The 16,658-nt window shown below is 59.0% G+C and carries 14 protein-coding genes; 3 read left to right on the top strand and 11 right to left on the bottom strand.

Going from position 1 to position 16,658, the window contains the following annotated elements; genetic code table 11:
• Nucleotides 1-40 precede the first annotated feature (40 nt).
• The 4 genes from LOY70_RS09745 to LOY70_RS09730 all read right to left on the bottom strand — a co-directional run bounded on the left by LOY70_RS09745 (nt 41) and on the right by LOY70_RS09730 (nt 6,097).
• Nucleotides 41-3,337, bottom strand: coding sequence for a DEAD/DEAH box helicase (locus LOY70_RS09745; protein WP_265035844.1), 3,297 nt, complete (start codon nt 3,335-3,337; stop codon nt 41-43).
• 127 nt (nt 3,338-3,464) lie between these two features.
• Nucleotides 3,465-4,205 carry an S-methyl-5'-thioinosine phosphorylase gene (locus LOY70_RS09740; RefSeq protein WP_265035842.1) on the bottom strand — a complete coding sequence of 247 codons (741 nt, stop codon included), beginning with the start codon at nt 4,203-4,205 and terminating at the stop codon, nt 3,465-3,467.
• Nucleotides 4,206-4,216: 11 nt separating this feature from the next.
• On the bottom strand, nt 4,217-5,215 hold the full coding sequence (nagZ, locus tag LOY70_RS09735) for a beta-N-acetylhexosaminidase (RefSeq protein WP_265038004.1): 999 nt from the start codon (nt 5,213-5,215) through the stop codon (nt 4,217-4,219).
• 174 nt (nt 5,216-5,389) lie between these two features.
• The gene (locus LOY70_RS09730) at nt 5,390-6,097 is read right to left on the bottom strand and encodes a TetR/AcrR family transcriptional regulator (RefSeq protein ID WP_025212751.1); all 708 of its coding nucleotides are present in this window, start codon (nt 6,095-6,097) and stop codon (nt 5,390-5,392) included.
• Nucleotides 6,098-6,338: 241 nt separating this feature from the next.
• On the opposite strand from LOY70_RS09730, the gene lexA reads away from it, so the two are divergent.
• Both lexA and sulA read left to right on the top strand, forming a co-directional pair.
• Nucleotides 6,339-6,947: a transcriptional repressor LexA gene (lexA, locus tag LOY70_RS09725; RefSeq protein WP_003199651.1), complete on the top strand. Its 609-nt coding sequence runs from the start codon at nt 6,339-6,341 to the stop codon at nt 6,945-6,947.
• Between the two features lie 10 nt (nt 6,948-6,957).
• On the top strand, nt 6,958-7,431 hold the full coding sequence (gene sulA / locus LOY70_RS09720; protein ID WP_003199648.1) for an SOS-induced cell division inhibitor SulA: 474 nt from the start codon (nt 6,958-6,960) through the stop codon (nt 7,429-7,431).
• A 73-nt stretch (nt 7,432-7,504) separates the two neighbouring features.
• On the opposite strand, the gene LOY70_RS09715 is transcribed toward sulA, so the two are convergent.
• The 7 genes from LOY70_RS09715 to LOY70_RS09685 form a co-directional block, all read right to left on the bottom strand.
• Nucleotides 7,505-7,738, bottom strand: coding sequence for a hypothetical protein (locus LOY70_RS09715; RefSeq protein WP_003183419.1), 234 nt, complete (start codon nt 7,736-7,738; stop codon nt 7,505-7,507).
• A gap of 106 nt (nt 7,739-7,844) precedes the next feature.
• Nucleotides 7,845-8,369 (bottom strand): DUF6586 family protein, encoded by a 525-nt coding sequence (locus LOY70_RS09710; RefSeq protein ID WP_265035836.1) that lies wholly within the window; start codon nt 8,367-8,369, stop codon nt 7,845-7,847.
• A 236-nt stretch (nt 8,370-8,605) separates the two neighbouring features.
• Nucleotides 8,606-11,218 carry a type I DNA topoisomerase gene (gene topA / locus LOY70_RS09705; protein WP_123341960.1) on the bottom strand — a complete coding sequence of 871 codons (2,613 nt, stop codon included), beginning with the start codon at nt 11,216-11,218 and terminating at the stop codon, nt 8,606-8,608.
• 115 nt (nt 11,219-11,333) lie between these two features.
• Complete coding sequence (locus LOY70_RS09700) at nt 11,334-11,570, bottom strand: DUF1653 domain-containing protein (protein ID WP_072389007.1); 237 nt, start codon at nt 11,568-11,570, stop codon at nt 11,334-11,336.
• 108 nt (nt 11,571-11,678) lie between these two features.
• A complete protein-coding gene (gene fadA / locus LOY70_RS09695; protein WP_060738412.1) occupies nt 11,679-12,854 on the bottom strand; it encodes an acetyl-CoA C-acyltransferase FadA in 1,176 nt (391 codons plus the stop codon).
• A 30-nt stretch (nt 12,855-12,884) separates the two neighbouring features.
• Entirely contained in the window at nt 12,885-15,032 is a 2,148-nt protein-coding gene (gene fadB / locus LOY70_RS09690) for a fatty acid oxidation complex subunit alpha FadB (RefSeq protein WP_265035830.1), read from the bottom strand.
• 486 nt (nt 15,033-15,518) lie between these two features.
• Nucleotides 15,519-15,956, bottom strand: coding sequence for a hypothetical protein (locus tag LOY70_RS09685; RefSeq protein ID WP_123341962.1), 438 nt, complete (start codon nt 15,954-15,956; stop codon nt 15,519-15,521).
• A 102-nt stretch (nt 15,957-16,058) separates the two neighbouring features.
• Between LOY70_RS09685 and LOY70_RS09680 the strand changes: the two genes are divergently transcribed.
• Nucleotides 16,059-16,499 (top strand): universal stress protein, encoded by a 441-nt coding sequence (locus LOY70_RS09680; RefSeq protein WP_123341963.1) that lies wholly within the window; start codon nt 16,059-16,061, stop codon nt 16,497-16,499.
• The last annotated feature ends 159 nt before the right edge of the window (nt 16,500-16,658 follow it).

The following is a 16,658-nucleotide window of genomic DNA, read 5'->3' as shown; positions in this document are numbered from 1 at the left end:
GCCGACTATCAAGCAACAACTATATCGATGCGTGGGTGAATCAGGTCTTGGGCAACGGCGCAAACAGCGCTTCGATATCGCTCTGCTCAAGCTTCCACCCGCCCGTCGCTCCACCGTCAAGTACACTGCCGACCAACGCAGCCTTATCCTGCTGAAGGGCCTGGATCTTTTCTTCCACCGTGCCTCGGGCAATCAGCTTGTAAACGAACACCGGGTTGTTTTGCCCAATCCGGTAAGCCCGGTCGGTCGCCTGGTTTTCCACCGCAGGATTCCACCACGGATCAAAATGGATCACCGTGTCGGCGGCGGTCAGATTGAGCCCCGTACCGCCCGCCTTCAGGCTGATCAGAAACAACGACACCTTGCCACTTTGAAAATCCCTCACCGGAGTGCGGCGATCCGTGGTGGAGCCCGTCAATAACGCATAGTCAAGGCTACGCTTTTGCAGCTCATCTTCAATCAGGGCCAGCATCGAGGTGAACTGGGAAAACAGCAAAATCCTGCGCCCTTCACTCAGCAGCTCTTCAAGCATCTCCATCAAACTGGCCAACTTTGCGCTACCGGAACGCAGCGCTTTGACGGTCTGCGTGGTGTTGAGCAGCCGCAAGTCGCAGCAGACCTGACGCAATTTTAGCAATGCATCAAGGATGATGATCTGGCTGCGGGCCACACCACTACGGGCAATTTCGTCGCGCACTTTCTTGTCCATGGCTACGCGCACGGCTTCATAGACATCCCGCTGCCCGTCAGTGAGGTCGACCCAATGCACGATTTCGGTCTTGGGTGGCAGTTCGGTGGCAACCTGTTCCTTTTTACGTCGTAGCAGAAAAGGTCTTATCCGGGCCGTCAGGTGCCGCATTCGCTCGCTGTTACCCTGTTTTTCAATTGGGGTCCGGTAGTCCCGGTTGAAGCTTTTGCTATCCCCCAACCAGCCGGGCAACAGGAAATGGAACAGCGACCACAATTCGCCCAGGTGGTTTTCCATGGGGGTACCGGACAGGCACAGCCGCTGCCGGGCGTTGAGCTCGCGGGCGGCTTGCGCAGCCTTGCTGGCAGGGTTCTTGATGTTCTGCGCTTCATCAAGAATCAGTACACTCCAGGCTTGGGGCTTTAACACCTCCAAATCTCGCGGCAACAAAGCATACGTCGTCAAGACCAGATCGTATTGGGCAAGGCAGGCGAAGTCTTTTTGCCGGGCAGCGCCATGAAGCGCTATCACGTTGAGCTGCGGCGTGAAGCGTGCCGCTTCGTCGAGCCAGTTGGGAATCAGGCTGGTGGGCATGACGGCCAGCGCCGGAACATCCAGGCGTCCGGCTTGCTTCTCGCACAACAGGTGAGTCAAGGTCTGCAAGGTTTTACCCAGGCCCATGTCATCGCCCAGGATGCCGCCGACTTCGAGCTCACGCAGGGTCTGCATCCAGTTAAGCCCTTCGAGCTGATAGGGTCGCAGCACAGCGTTGAGGCCCTTGGGGGCGGGGACATGCACATGAGTGGACTCATGCAATCGTTTTGCAAAAGCACGCAACCGCTCGCCCCCCTGCCAAGCCAGGGGAATACCATCGAGCGCATTTAGCCTGGCCGCATCAAAGGCATTCAAGCGTATCGAGTCGCCCCGATGTTCCTTCATGTACAGCTCGCCGAGGGTGGCCATCAACGGCTTGACCCGCCCATACGGCAACGCGACCTTCACGCCAGGGCCCGCCACGAGTTTTCCGCCGTTGAGATCGATCAACATCAACTGCTCGTCACTGCGCTGGTCGAGATTGACCGGATCCATCATCTCGGGGTTTGAGCGAAGCAGATGGAGCAAAATCGGCAGCAGGCTGTGCCGTTTCCCATCCACGACGATGCCCAGCTGTAAATCGAACCACTCCCGGCCGGGGGACTCCTCGATGTCAGCGTAAAGCTGCTCCACGGGTTGCAGATTGAAATGAAAGCTGTCTTCGATTTCAACTTGCCAATGAGCGGCTCGCAATTGCGCCAGGCCTTGATCAATGAACACCAACCAGGCCGCCTCGTCAGGCAATTGGAACAACTCACCTGCACTTTCTGGCAGTGCAAGGCTCTTGCGAGCGGTCCTTTTGAAACCTGCTTTACGTAGAACGGTGCGTAAAGCTTGCTCGGCATCAGGCTTGCGCTGGATACGCAAGGTTTCGACCCCGGACAGGATCGACACCTCAGCGGGACTCTTAGCGTCCACAACATGCCCATCATAAATAAAGGTCAACGCCGCGCGATGTTCTGGAACGGATCGCCAGTGCCGATAATTGACATAACTTCCCAACGTCAACAGCGCCTTCGGCTCGACACCGTCGATGATGCGTTCAGTCAGTTTTTCCGGGGTCGGGATCGCTCGGCCGACAGCGTTGATCCGGTGACTGAAAAGTACCGCATGTCTAGCCGGCACCTCTGGTGCAGCGGATAAATGGCATGCGAGTCTATCGTCCAGCTCATAAGAAAGCTGGCCAAGCTCCCCGCGCCAGACATCCAGATAATGGAGGGGCTCAAGGGCGAGGATATGTTCCAGTACCTGATCGGTACTTTGCCACTGAGGCCGGTAGTTGCCATTAGGCTGTTCCGCCCAAGAGAACTGAACGGTTTTTTGCGGGCCGGCGATGATGGGTTGCGGCGGATCAAAATCGAAGAACAAGCGAGAAGATTGCAGTGCGAGCGCAAGCACGTCGCCGCCACTACGACCTTGCAGCGGATAACTGTTCGCCTGACCGCGGAAGTCATGACCGCTGATCAGTAGTCGACCGATCTGCCTATCGATATCAGTCATGTAATTCGGCGAGCGAATCAGCATGTCTGCAAGTTGGTAAAACCCTTTTAAATCCCGCAGAGAACCATCATTGAGCTGACGCCCCTTGAAAAGTTGCAGCATCCACTTACCGGAAGACGTGCTTTTATTGAGCTTGTAGAAAAGCCTGGCATCGGTACTTTTTTCGACGGGCGCCGGGTTGGAACTTTGGCCTGGAATGCGCTCGATCCAGGTTTCGAGTTCGGTGCTCAAGCGCCCTTCGGCAACGCAAGCCTCTAGCGCTTGCTCATCTTCCATCAAGTGAAACATCACCGCTGCGCAGTGCTTGCAACCGGCGCCGACCGGGCAAGAGCACTGGAAATCAACCTCGTAATCGTCGCGATGAATAATCAGTTCGATAACTTGCTGGTAGAGATTCGCACCGGAGCCCTTGCATTCGGCACGAACGGTTCGATCATCAATTTCCAGTATCCGCACCCGATCATCCTCGGCGTAGTCAAATGCGCGCTCAAGGTATCGCTGATTGAACATTTCCCCCCATTCAATCTCCAGGAGTTCGGCAATCGACTTAATCATAGGATCAGAACTTAATAAGAGTCAGATAATGAAAACAAGGAGCTGCCGAGGGCCCTGCGTTGATGATCTGGAGCTCCAGCAGCCACTCCTCGTCCAACCACCCTAACCGTAAACGCTGTCCGTGCAGCTAGCCAGCCATCAACACCCGCGCCAACGTCGACTTCACCTTCCCCATCCCGTCATGCAACGCCTGCTCGATCTCGGCCATGGTGATCACCGCCGTGGACTTGCCCGCCGCGGGATTCACCACCAGCGCCAGGCAGGCGTAATCCAGCTCCAATTCGCGAGCCAGCGCCGCTTCCGGCATGCCGGTCATGCCGACGATGTCGCAACCGTCGCGCTCCAGGCGGGCGATTTCGGCCACCGTTTCCAGGCGTGGTCCCTGGGTGCAGGCATACACGCCGTGACTGCTATAGCCACACCCTTCGGCGGCGAGGGCCGCGATCAGTTGCTGGCGCAGCGACTCGCTGTAGGGGTAGCTGAAATCGATGTGGGTAACCGCTTCCAGGTCATCGGCAAAATAGGTGTGCTGGCGGCCGCTGGTGTAATCGATCAACTGATGGGGAACGCAGAAATGCCCGGTCCCCATCCCTGCATGAATCCCGCCCACCGCGTTGACCGCCAGGATCGCCTCAGCGCCGGCCTGCTTGAGGGCCCAGAGATTGGCGCGATAGTTCACCTGATGGGGCGGAAAACGATGGGGATGACCATGGCGAGCCAGAAACAGCACTTCGCGCCCGGCGTAGTCGCCGATCTGCACCTCGGCCGATGGCGCGCCATAGGGTGTATCCACCGCCAGAGACTGACGAATCGTCAGGCCTTCGAGCTGGGTCAGGCCAGTGCCGCCGATAATTGCGTAAACGGTCATAAAAGGGGTCCTTAATCGATCAGTTGGGCGGCTTTCAGCGCGCCGATCGCCGTCAGCCAACGGGGATCCTGACGGTATTCAGTGGAGGCGAACGCCTGGCCGCGCATGCGGGCGATGCGCGCCGATGGCTTGACCTTCAAGCGCTGGGCGGCGCTCAGGGCCAGTTCAGCGGCAGCGCGGTCATTGCACACCAGGCCCATGTCGCAACCGGCCGACAAGGCGGCCTCAATCCGACTGGCCGCATCACCGACCACGTGGGCGCCGGCCATCGACAAATCGTCGCTGAAAATCACGCCATCGAATTGCAGCTCACCTCGCAGGATCTCCTGCAACCAGCGCCGGGAAAAGCCCGCCGGATTGGCATCAACCTGCGGATAAATGACATGGGCGGGCATGACCGCCGCCAGTTGCTTGCTCAGCTTGGCAAACGGCACCAGGTCGTTGGCGCGGATCTGCTCGAGGCTGCGCTCATCATTGGGAATGGCCACGTGGGAATCAGCCTCAGCCCAGCCATGCCCAGGAAAATGCTTGCCGGTTGCGGCCATTCCGGCGGCGTTCATGCCACGAATGAATGCACCGGCCAACACCGCCGCACGCTCGGGGTCACCCTCGAAGGCGCGGCTGCCCACCACCGCGCTGCGCTGGTAATCGAGGTCCAGCACCGGTGCAAAGCTCAAGTCGAGGCCGACCGCCAGCACTTCCGTGGCCATGATCCAGCCGCACTGCTCGGCCAGGTATTCTGCATTCGGATTGTCAGCAATTGCCCGCATCGCCGGCAAACGCACAAACCCCTGGCGCAAGCGCTGCACTCGCCCCCCTTCCTGATCGACCGCCAGCAAAAGGTCGGAACGGATGGCGCGGATCGAGGCGCTCAACTCGCGCACTTGCCGTGGATGCTCAATGTTGCGCGCAAATATAATCAGGCCGCCCACTTCGGGTTGGCGCAGCAGGTGGCGATCTTCGGCCGTCAGCCAGGTACCGGCGACGTCCACCATCAACGAGCCTTGCAGGCCAGCAGTCATAGCTTTTCCTTAATAACGATGAACCCCACATGCACAACCGCGCCGCCGAGCTCCAGGCTCGGCAGGCCGCGGTTATGCAATGAAATACAAAGCGGGTTCGAAACGAGAGTCGGCATGGGCGGCTAGCTTAGCGGATGTGGGCAGCCGCGCCCACCCGTGTGCTCAAGCCTTGGCAAGCGCCGGGGCTGATTTGCTGCGCGGACGCAACTGCGCGGCCGCCATGGCCTCATCAGTGACACCGCTTTCGGCACGCATGCCGGCAGCCAGGAACGGCACCATCAGGCGCATCACTTGCTCAATCGAAGTGTTCACACCGAAATCGGTCTCTGCAATGGCCCGCAGCGCCTTGATACCGGACATGCTGAACGCAGCGGCGCCGAGCATGAAGTGCACGCGCCAGAACAGCTCGATCGGGGGAATACGCGGCGCGGCCTCATTGACCAGCAGCATGTAGCGGCGAAACACCTTGCCGTACATGTCTTCCAGGTAACGCCGCAAGTGGCCCTGGCTCTGGCTGAATGCCAAGCCCAGCAGGCGCATGAAAATGGAAAGATCGTTACCGCTGCGTGGCTGCACGGCAAGCGCTTGCTCGACCAGCATTTCCAGCAACTCTTCCAGGGTAGGCTTGACGTCAGGCTTGGCCTGGCGGCGCTCCAGCTCGCGATCGAGGCTGAGGCAGAAAGGCCCGAGGAAGCGCGAAAAAACCGCCTGGATCAGGGCTTTTTTCGAACCGAAGTGATAATTCACCGCCGCCAGGTTGACCCCGGCCTTGCTGGTGATCAGACGCAACGAGGTTTCGGCGAAACCTTTTTCCGCGAACAACTGCTCGGCAGCATCGAGAATGCGTTCAACGGTTTCCGACTGGGCCATGGCTACTCCGCCTGACAAACACTTGTTTGAAACATACGTTTCAGCCTTGGGGTTGTCAAGCCTGCCGGGACGTTTTGCGAACGCCCGGTCAGCTATTTAACCACACCTTTAAACAGGCTGTAGTCATGCCCGTTTCCAGCAGCCGACCGACCGTCGAGCGGCCAGAGAAAAAAGGAGGATTGCCAAGCAGCGTCCACTGTATATAATCCCAGTCACTGTATAAAAAGACAGAGCGATCATTATGCTAAAGCTGACGCCACGCCAAGCAGAGATTCTGGCCTTCATCAAACGCTGCCTCGAAGACAACGGCTACCCGCCGACCCGCGCGGAAATCGCACAGGAACTGGGTTTCAAGTCGCCCAACGCGGCCGAAGAACACCTTAAGGCGCTGGCCCGCAAGGGCGCAATCGAAATGACCCCGGGCGCGTCCCGTGGCATTCGTATTCCTGGCTTCGAAGCCAAGGCCGACGAGACCACCCTTCCGATCATCGGCCGGGTAGCAGCAGGCGCCCCGATCCTCGCCCAGCAGCACGTCGAGGAGTCATGCAACATCAATCCTTCATTCTTTCATCCACGGGCTGATTATCTGCTTCGCGTGCATGGCATGAGCATGAAGGACATCGGCATCTTCGACGGCGACCTGCTGGCGGTCCACACCACTCGCGAGGCTCGCAACGGCCAGATCGTGGTGGCGCGAATTGGTGATGAAGTCACCGTCAAGCGCTTCAAGCGCGACGGCAGCAAGGTCTGGCTGATCGCCGAGAACCCCGAGTTCGCCCCTATCGAAGTGAACCTGAAAGATCAGGACCTGGTCATCGAAGGCTTGAGTGTTGGCGTCATTCGCCGCTAAAGGAGGCTTTATGCAGTTCCCACACACACCACAGCACACACAACTTCCGCTGTTCGAGGCGTTCATGGCCCAACCGCTGGTTCCAGTCCTGAAAGAAGTGATCGAGTCACCCTGGGGCGTCGAACCCGAGGCCTTCAGCGAACTGTCGTTACGTGGTGCGGCCGGGAACTGCCTGAACCTGCTGGCGCCGATTCTGCGAGAGCTCAGCCAGGACCAGGACGCTCGCTGGTTGACACTGATTGCACCACCCGCCAGCGTGACCCAGGCCTGGCTGCGGGATGCCGGCCTGAACCGTGAGCGCATCCTGCTGCTGCAACCAAGAGGCACCCAAAGCGCCCAACAACTGACTTGTGAAGCCTTGCGTCTGGGCCGCAGTCATACGGTGGTCAGCTGGCTCAATCCTTTGACCGCGACCGCGCGGCAACAATTGATCAGCGCCGCCCGCACCGGGGACGCACAAAGCCTGAATATTCGATTGGGCTAAACAAACGCAGGGCTTCTCCAGGGCAGAGAAGCCGGCCAGTCATACTATCTTCCGAAGAAACCGACCGACGGAATCAATGAAGAACCCGCGGCCCCTCTTCCTTGTTGAATTCGCCTTCAACCAGGCGACCCGCCATCTGAACGCCCACACTCAGCATCGCCTTCGCGACTTCGACGTGTTGGCCTTGAAGGAATACCTTGGCATCTTCGGAGAAGTTCAGGGTCACCAGAGAACCTTCGTCCTCAGCCCTGCGCAGCTCGATGCGGCCATCAGGAAGTTCGACAATTTCTAGAAACGACGTAGGCATAAAAGTCTGTTCTCCACGAAAGGCGAGGATTATATAGTCATCGGCCAGGCTTCGCTCGGGATCTTGACCAAGCGTTATCAACAAACAGAGCGGACTGAAGGAAAATTCAGCATTCGTTCAAACCTTCGCGAAAGCGGATCGCCAGGCTTTTCAAGCTCTGGCGCCAGCTCTCCAGCTCCTCCTGGCTCAGTTCCTGCTCGGGCTCCTGCTCGTCCAGGTTGACCGCAACGATCAACGGTTGAGTCACGTCCCCCTTGGGCTTGCGAGGAGCCCGTGGAGGCTGGAACAGCGCCGCGTGGGCGGCCAACAGCTGGGCCAGCCAGGTTTCCGGGTTATGGGCCAGCTCCACCATCTCGGCCAACTCCGGGATGGCAATGGTATCCAGCACTTCGCGGGTCAACAGCAGTTCGGCCCGGGGCGCATTCGCTTGTGGCAGGCGATAGAAACCGGCGATTTCATGGCACAACCCCAACAACGCACCGTACAGGTGAAATAGCGCGGACTCACGCCCTGCCTGGATCAGCGCCGGGGAATTCATCGCACGCCCGTCCTCCGCCCTGGCGAGCGCTTCGAGCGACAGGCCGGCGAAATAAATTTTCTGATTGGTGCGGGTGTAGAGTTCGTGGGCCATGGCGGCATTCTCCCCAACGAAATAAAAGCTTCACGCAAGGACGACAGTGTCGTGGATCAACCGAGGCCACTGCAAGCCAAAAACAAAAGGCCGCATGAAAACCTATGGGTTGTCATGCGGCCTTTTTGTTAGGTCTATGCGGATTTAGCGATTGTAGAGGGTGGCTGCGCCGCCAGCGGGAGCAAGCTCCCTCGCCACAAGAGCCTCAACCCCGCCCTCCAGACAAGCCCTGGCGATCAGCGCTTGTCTTCAACGGTCCATTTACCGCCATCGTAGTACGCCTTCCAGCCGGTAGGCTTGCCGTCGACTTCGGTCTGCACGTACTGCTCCTTGGTCTTGCGGCTGTAGCGAATCACCGCCGGGCGCCCTTCTGGATCTTTTTGCGGTGCTTCACAGAGGAAATGGTACTTCGGATCGATCTCGCTCTTATGCGGCAGGATTTCCATCACCAGCGGTGCACGGGTCTCGCGGTTTTTCGGGAACTGACTGGCCGCCAGAAACAGACCGGAAGCACCGTCGCGCAAGATGTAGGTGTCATTGACCTTCTCGCACTTGAGCTCCGGCATCTTCACCGGGTCCATCTTCGGCGGCGCCGCATCACCGCTCTTGAGCAGTTTGCGGGTGTTCTTGCAGGTTGGGTTAGTGCAACCGAAGAACTTGCCGAAACGCCCGGTCTTGAGCTGCATCTCACTGCCGCACTTGTCGCATTCCAGGCTCGGGCCTTCGTAGCCCTTGATGCGATAGGTGCCCTCTTCGATCTCGTAACCGGCGCAATCCGGGTTGTTACCGCAGATGTGCAACTTGCGCTTTTCATCCAGCAGGTAGGCATCCATTGCCGTGCTGCAGATCGGGCAGCGATGCTTGCCACGCAATACCAGAGATTCCGATTCGCCCTCGTCGTCGGCTGCGATTTCATCGCCCGGCACCAGGTTGACCGTCGCCTTGCAGCGTTCCTTGGGTGGCAGGCTGTAGCCCGAGCAGCCGAGGAAGACACCGGTCGAGGCGGTGCGGATTTGCATCGGGCGCCCGCAGGTCAGGCACGGAATATCGGTCATGACCGGCTGGTTGGCCCGCATGCCGTTGTCCGGGCTTTCGGCCACTTCGAGTTTTTTCTTGAAGTCGCCGTAGAACTCGTCGAGGACGTTTTTCCAGTCCCGCTCACCCTGGGCCACATCGTCGAGGTTCTCTTCCATGCCGGCGGTGAAACCGTAGTCCATCAGGTTCGAGAAGCTCTCGGACAAACGCTCAGTAACAATGTCACCCATCTTTTCCGAATAGAAACGACGGTTGTGCAGCGCCACGTAGCCGCGATCCTGGATGGTGGAAATGATCGCCGCGTAGGTCGAAGGGCGACCGATGCCACGTTTTTCCATTTCCTTGACCAGGCTGGCTTCCGAATAACGGGCCGGCGGTTTGGTGAAGTGCTGCGTCGGATCAAGCTTGATCAGCTTCATCACGTCGCCCTGGGCCATGTCCGGCAGGACGTCGTCATCCCCAGGCTTGGTGATTTGCGGCATGACGCGGGTGTAGCCGTCGAACTTCAGGATGCGGCCCTTGGCGCGCAACTCGAAGTCGCCGGCACCGACGCTGACCGTGGTCGACAGGTATTGCGCCGGCAGCATCTGGCAGGCCAGGAACTGGCGCCAGATCAGCTCGTAGAGACGCTCGGCATCGCGCTCCATGCCCGACAACTTGCTTGGCTCGGTGTTGGCGTCGGACGGACGAATCGCTTCGTGCGCCTCCTGCGCGCCTTCCTTGCTGCTGTAGACATTTGGCGTTTCCGGCAGGTATTTCTTGCCGAACTCGCTTTCTATATAAGTGCGCGCCATCGCCACGGCATCGGCCGAAAGGTTGGTCGAGTCGGTACGCATATAGGTGATGTAGCCGGCTTCGTACAGACGCTGGGCCATCATCATGGTTTTCTTCACACCAAAGCCCAGGCGGTTGCTCGCGGCCTGTTGCAGGGTAGAAGTAATGAACGGTGCCGACGGTTTGCTGCTGGTCGGCTTGTCTTCGCGCTTGACGATGCTGTAGCTGGAAGCCTTGAGCTTTTCCAGCGCAGCCATGGCCTGGGCTTCGTTGAGCGGCTTGAAGGCTTCGCCCTTTTCCCGCGCCACGTCGAAGCGCACGGTGGCGCCCTTCGCGGTGCCGAGGTCGGCGTGGACTTCCCAGTACTCTTCAGGAATGAACGCGCGGATCTCGCGCTCGCGCTCCACCACCAGTTTCACCGCAACCGACTGCACGCGACCGGCCGACAGGCCGCGGGCGATCTTGGCCCACAGCAATGGCGAGACCATGTAGCCCACCACGCGGTCAAGGAAGCGGCGCGCCTGTTGGGCGTTGACCCGATCGATGTCCAGCTCGCCTGGCTGGGAGAAGGCTTCCTGGATGGCCTTCTTGGTGATTTCGTTGAACACCACGCGCTTGTAGCGGCTGTCATCCCCACCAATGGCTTCGCGCAGGTGCCAGGCAATGGCTTCCCCTTCGCGGTCCAAGTCCGTCGCGAGATAGATGGTGTCGGCATCCTTGGCTAGCCGGCGCAGCTCTTCGATGACTTTTTCCTTGCCTGGGAGGATCTCGTACTTGGCTTTCCAGCCGTGTTCCGGATCGACCCCCATGCGTGAGACCAGCTGCTTGCGCGCCTTGTCTTTCGGCGACAGCGCCGGCGCTTCACCAGCCGCAGCCTTGCCGCGCTTGGCGGCTGGCTCCTTGCTGGCGCTAGCCGAACCGCTGGTGGGCAGGTCTCGGATATGGCCGATACTCGACTTCACCACGTATTGGTTGCCCAGATACTTGTTGATGGTCTTGGCCTTAGCCGGGGATTCCACAATGACCAGCGATTTGCCCATGGATCAGAAAATTCCTGAATTCTAAAAAGTGAAAGGCGGTTGGCGCCTGACGCGGCACCGCTATATATAGTGGCTGCAAGGTGAGGTCAAGCACAGGGTTACCCGCAGGTTGGCCTCAAGGCCTGGAAAAAATGCTCTCCTCGGCCTGCACCAAAGCAAAGCGTGGCACCTGTTCGCCGTCAACCTCGACGGACTCCTGGAACATGCTCAAGGGACGTACCCAAAAGCCGTAATCACCATACAGGGCTTGATAGAAGACCACTTCTTCCTCGGTCTCGGAATGCCGCGCGATGCTGAATACGCGGTACTGCGGACCTTTGTAATGTTGGTAGAGCCCAGGTTGTATCGGCATGTCTTGGCCTTCACTCAAATCTTTTCAAAATAAAAACAAAAATTTTCTACTAAACCCGGAAAAAACAAAAACCGGGGCACTTGGCCCCGGCTTCCATCGACGTAACGCTTAGACGCGTTCGAAGACAGTGGCAATGCCCTGGCCGAGGCCAATGCACATGGTCGACACACCAAAGGTGCCGCCATTCTGCTTCATGACGTTGAGCAGCGTGCCGGAGATACGCGCACCGGAGCAACCGAACGGATGACCCAGGGCGATCGCGCCGCCGTGCAGGTTAACCTTCTCGTTCATCTTGTCGAGCACTTTCAAATCTTTCAGCACCGGCAGGGCCTGTGCGGCGAAAGCTTCGTTGAGTTCGAAGAAGTCGATATCGGCAATACCCAGGCCTGCACGCTTCAAGGCTTTCTGCGTGGCCGGTACTGGACCATAGCCCATGATCGCCGGGTCCACACCCGCCACGGCCATCGAACGAATCACCGCCATCGGCTGGATACCCAGGTCCTGGGCACGCTGGGCCGACATCACGATCATGCACGAGGCACCGTCGGTGATCTGCGACGACGTACCGGCTGTCACGGTGCCGCCCTTCGGATTGAAGGCCGGCTTGAGGGCCGCCAGGCTTTCCAGGGTGGTTTCCGGACGAATGGTTTCGTCGTAGTCGAACAGCTTCAGGAAGCCGTTCTCGTCGTAGCCCTGCATCGGGATGATCTCGTCCTTGAACTTGCCTTCCACGGTCGCCTTGTGGGCGAGCTGGTGGGAGCGCACGCCAAAGGCGTCCTGCTGTTCGCGGCTGATGCCGTGCATTTTGCCGAGCATCTCCGCAGTCAGGCCCATCATGCCCGAGGCTTTTGCCGCGTACAGCGACATGTGCGGGTTCGGATCGACACCGTGCATCATGCTCACGTGGCCCATGTGCTCGACACCGCCGACGACGAACACGTCACCGTTGCCCGTCATGATCGCCTGGGCGGCGGTGTGCAGCGCGCTCATGGACGAACCGCACAGGCGGCTGACGGTCTGGCCGGCCGCAGTGTGGGGAATCTGGGTCATCAGCGAAGCCATGCGGGCGATGTTCCAGCCCTGCTCCAGGGTCTGGTTCACACAGCCCCAGATCACGTCTTCGACTTCGTTGGGGTCGACCTTGACGTTGCGTTCCAGCAGCTTGCTGATCAGGTGCGCCGACATGTCTTCGGCGCGGGTATTGCGGTGCATGCCGCCCTTGGAGCGGCCCATCGGCGTACGACCGAAGTCGACAATCACGACGTCTCTAGGATTCAAGCTCATAAATGTTCTCTCGCTCTAGTCGTTGGGCGCTTAACCGAAGAAACGCTGGCCGTTCTTGGCCATCTCACGCAGCTTCGCGGTCGGGTGGTACAGCGCGCCCAGATCAGCGTACTGGTCAGCCAGGGCAACGAACTCGGCCACACCGATCGAATCGATGTAACGCAGCGCACCGCCACGGAATGGAGGGAAACCGATACCGTAGACCAGACCCATGTCGGCTTCGGCGGCGGTTTCGACAATGCCGTCTTCCAGGCAGCGCACGGTTTCGAGGCACAGCGGGATCATCATCCAGTTGATAATGTCTTCGTCGGTGACTTCACGCTGCTCGTAGATGATCGGCTTGAGCACTTCCAGCACCGACGAATCGGCGACTTTCTTTTGCTTGCCGCGCTTGTCGGTCTCATAGGCGTAGAAGCCCTTGCCGTTCTTCTGGCCCAGGCGCTTGGCTTCGTAGAGCACATCGATAGCCGAACGACGGTCGTCCTTCATGCGGTCCGGGAAGCCTTCAGCCATGACGTCGCGACCGTGGTGGCCGGTGTCGATGCCGACCACGTCCATCAGGTACGCCGGGCCCATTGGCCAGCCGAATTTCTCCATGATCTTGTCGATGCGCACGAAATCCACGCCAGCGCTGACCAACTTGGCGAAACCGCCGAAGTAAGGGAACAGCACGCGGTTGACCAGAAAGCCCGGGCAGTCGTTGACGACGATCGGGTTCTTGCCCATTTTCTTGGCGTAGGCAACGGTAGTGGCAATCGCCTGTTCGCTGGACTTCTCGCCACGGATCACTTCCACCAGCGGCATCATGTGCACCGGGTTGAAGAAGTGCATGCCGACGAAGTTTTCCGGACGCTTGAGGGCCTTGGCCAGCAGCGAAATGGAGATGGTCGAGGTGTTCGAGGCGAGGATGGTGTCCTCTTTGACCTTGTCTTCGACTTCAGCCAGCACCGCCTGCTTGACCTTCGGGTTCTCGACAACCGCTTCGACCACCAGGTCGACATGGCCGAAATCGCCGTAGGACAGGGTTGGGCGAATGCCGTTGAGCACTTCGGCCATCTTCGCCGCGGTCATGCGACCTTTATCGACGCGGCCGACCAGCAGCTTGGCCGCTTCGGCCAGGCCTTGCTCGATACCGTGTTCGTTGATGTCTTTCATCAGGATCGGCGTGCCCTTGGACGCCGATTGGTAGGCGATACCGCCACCCATGATGCCGGCACCGAGTACCGCGGCCTGCTTCACGTCACGGGCGATTTCGTCGTAGACCTTGGCCTTTTTCTTCAGCTCCTGGTCATTGAGGAACAGACCGATCAGGCTTTGCGCAGCCGAGGTCTTGGCCAGCTTGACGAAGCCGGCGGCCTCGACTTCCAGGGCCTTGTCGCGACCGAAGTTCGCGGCTTTCTGGATGGTCTTGATTGCTTCGACCGGCGCCGGGTAGTTCGGGCCTGCCTGACCTGCCACGAAACCCTTGGCGGTCTCGAAGGCCATCATTTGCTCAATCGCGTTGAGCTTGAGCTTTTCCAGCTTCGGCTGACGCTTGGCCTTGTAGTCAAACTCGCCACTGATGGCGCGCTTGATGGTTTCAAGGGCCGCTTCCTGGAGTTTGCCAGGCTCGACCACGGCATCCACGGCGCCGACTTTCAGCGCGTCTTCAGCACGGTTTTCCTTGCCGGCGGCAATCCATTCGATGGCATTGTCGGCACCGATCAGGCGCGGCAGGCGCACGGTACCGCCGAAGCCTGGGTAGATGCCCAGCTTGACTTCCGGCAGGCCGATCTTGGCGACGGTGGACATGACGCGGTAGTCCGCCGCCAGGCACATTTCCAGGCCGCCGCCCAGGGCGATGCCGTTGATGGCCGCGACGGTCGGTACGTTGAGGTCTTCGAAGTCGCTGAAAATACGGTTGGCTTCGAGGTTGCCAGCGATCAGTTCGGCATCGGGCAGCTTGAAGTTATCGACGAATTCGGTGATGTCGGCGCCGACGATGAAGACGTCCTTGCCGCTGCTGACGATCACACCCTTGATCGAAGCATCTGCCTTGATAGTGTCCACGGCCTGACGCAATTCATTCAGGGTTAGACGGTTGAACTTGTTGACGGACTCACCCTTGAGATCGAACTTCAGTTCGACAATGCCACTTTCAAGAGCCTTAACCGTGATGGCTTTACCTTCGTAAATCATCAACTGATCTCCACGATATGGAAGCTGAACAGTACACGTTGGACGCTGGCTGCTGGTTCGGCATTGACGTTACCGTCGATGCTACGCCAATCCGCCAGGCACACCCGTCAACGCGATAGTCGGGTTCTGTAGGAGCATTCTGAAATACAAACGCTCAATTCATACGCCCGTTTGATTTGGGTACGTCACCTTCACGGAATTTCCGACAATTGTCAATCGCCCTAAACAGAGGGCTGAGCACGACTTTACGGTCATTTCCGAACCATACGGATCCACAACACGACGCCGCATGAGCAGCTATTCATAGAATCAATAATTAGAAAAATCGCCCTAATTCCTGACATACCGGATCCAGCCGACTACGCTGTCGGAGCGCGATTGAATATTTGGGAACGAAGGACGTTGCGAACGCACGCCCTGACACGAGATTGATTACCGGCCTGCCTGGCCAACCCGCCCGATGAGACTGTCGGGCTTTTTTACGCCTCAGGCCAGCGCCTTGAGCACGTCGGTAATGTCCTGCAAAACACTGGCTTCGCCCTTCTCGCCCCAGTACAGGGCGATCATTTGCCGGTCGGCTTCGACTTTGTAGACGTTGGCCGGCAATTTTTCGAAATGATTGAGCAACGCCTCATCCTGGCAGACTTCCCGCCATTGGTTGACCCATACGCCCGGCGCACTTTGCCAATAGCTCCAGACAGCCGGCTGCTTGCCGCGCCGGGGTCGGTGGTACTGGGCACAGGGGTTTGGCGGCTGCTGGCCGAGCCAGTGCGGCCACTCCTGCGGCGCCAGCTGCATGGCCAATCCAAGGCGTCGCGCCTCCATGCGCAGGGCCATGCGGCCGCTCTGAACACGGGACGGCCGCAACCATGCCAAGGGGCTTAACACCACTAACAGGATTGACACCACTATCCAGACCGTCATATCTGTACTCCCGAATTCTGATGAGCCCATTGAGCCACGTCACCGTCAATGCGCTTGAAACCAGCCATACTTACCGTATCGCAATTCTCTGGAGTGCTTTCCATGTACTACGAACACGTCCTGGTCGCCGTCGACCTCACTGAAGAATGCGATCCCGTCGTCAAACGCGCTCGCGCCCTGTGCGACGGCAGAGACACCAAGCTGTCGCTGGTGCATATCGTCGAGCCGATGGCCATGGCCTTTGGTGGTGATGTGCCAATGGACCTTTCCCAGTTGCAACAACAGCAATTCGATCAAGCCAAGGAACGCCTTGACCGACTGATCGTGAAGTATCCTGACCTGAAAAAGGAAAACTGCCACCTGACCTACGGCCAGCCGCGCCAGGAGATCCATCACCTGGCCAAGGAGCAGGGTTGCGACCTGATCGTCGTCGGCAGCCATGGCCGCCATGGCCTGGCATTGCTGCTGGGCTCGACCGCCAACGACGTGCTGCATGGCGCGCCTTGCGATGTGCTGGCGGTGCATCTGGTCAAGCGCTCGTAACTCCATGTGGGAGCGGGCTTGCTCGCGAAAGCGTCGTGACAGTCAATATCGAACTCGACTGATACACCGCTTTCGCGAGCAAGCCCGCTCCCACAGAGGACTGCATGCCATATAAAAATCCCGGTGCTCATTGCTGAGCCCCGGGATTTTTTTCAACAG

It is taken from the genome of Pseudomonas sp. B21-054 (assembly GCF_026016345.1).
Lineage (GTDB): Bacteria > Pseudomonadota > Gammaproteobacteria > Pseudomonadales > Pseudomonadaceae > Aquipseudomonas.
The sequence above is the reverse complement of the archived record's forward strand: the minus strand, read 5'-3'. Positions and strand labels throughout refer to the sequence as shown.

Bases quoted from the DNA above. Each gene is read 5' to 3' on its own strand.
- LOY70_RS09715 (WP_003183419.1), bottom strand. From the start codon at position 7,738: ATGCCTACGTCGTTTCTAGAAATTGTCGAACTTCCTGATGGCCGCATC.
- LOY70_RS09700 (WP_072389007.1), bottom strand. From the start codon at position 11,570: ATGCCGATACAACCTGGGCTCTACCAACATTACAAAGGTCCGCAGTAC.
- topA (WP_123341960.1), bottom strand. From the start codon at position 11,218: ATGGGCAAATCGCTGGTCATTGTGGAATCCCCGGCTAAGGCCAAGACC.
- LOY70_RS09740 (WP_265035842.1), bottom strand. From the start codon at position 4,205: ATGACCGTTTACGCAATTATCGGCGGCACTGGCCTGACCCAGCTCGAA.
- fadB (WP_265035830.1), bottom strand. From the start codon at position 15,032: ATGATTTACGAAGGTAAAGCCATCACGGTTAAGGCTCTTGAAAGTGGC.
- LOY70_RS09710 (WP_265035836.1), bottom strand. From the start codon at position 8,369: ATGGCCCACGAACTCTACACCCGCACCAATCAGAAAATTTATTTCGCC.
- sulA (WP_003199648.1), top strand. From the start codon at position 6,958: ATGCAGTTCCCACACACACCACAGCACACACAACTTCCGCTGTTCGAG.
- LOY70_RS09680 (WP_123341963.1), top strand. From the start codon at position 16,059: ATGTACTACGAACACGTCCTGGTCGCCGTCGACCTCACTGAAGAATGC.
- fadA (WP_060738412.1), bottom strand. From the start codon at position 12,854: ATGAGCTTGAATCCTAGAGACGTCGTGATTGTCGACTTCGGTCGTACG.
- LOY70_RS09745 (WP_265035844.1), bottom strand. From the start codon at position 3,337: ATGATTAAGTCGATTGCCGAACTCCTGGAGATTGAATGGGGGGAAATG.
- lexA (WP_003199651.1), top strand. From the start codon at position 6,339: ATGCTAAAGCTGACGCCACGCCAAGCAGAGATTCTGGCCTTCATCAAA.
- LOY70_RS09685 (WP_123341962.1), bottom strand. From the start codon at position 15,956: ATGACGGTCTGGATAGTGGTGTCAATCCTGTTAGTGGTGTTAAGCCCC.
- LOY70_RS09730 (WP_025212751.1), bottom strand. From the start codon at position 6,097: ATGGCCCAGTCGGAAACCGTTGAACGCATTCTCGATGCTGCCGAGCAG.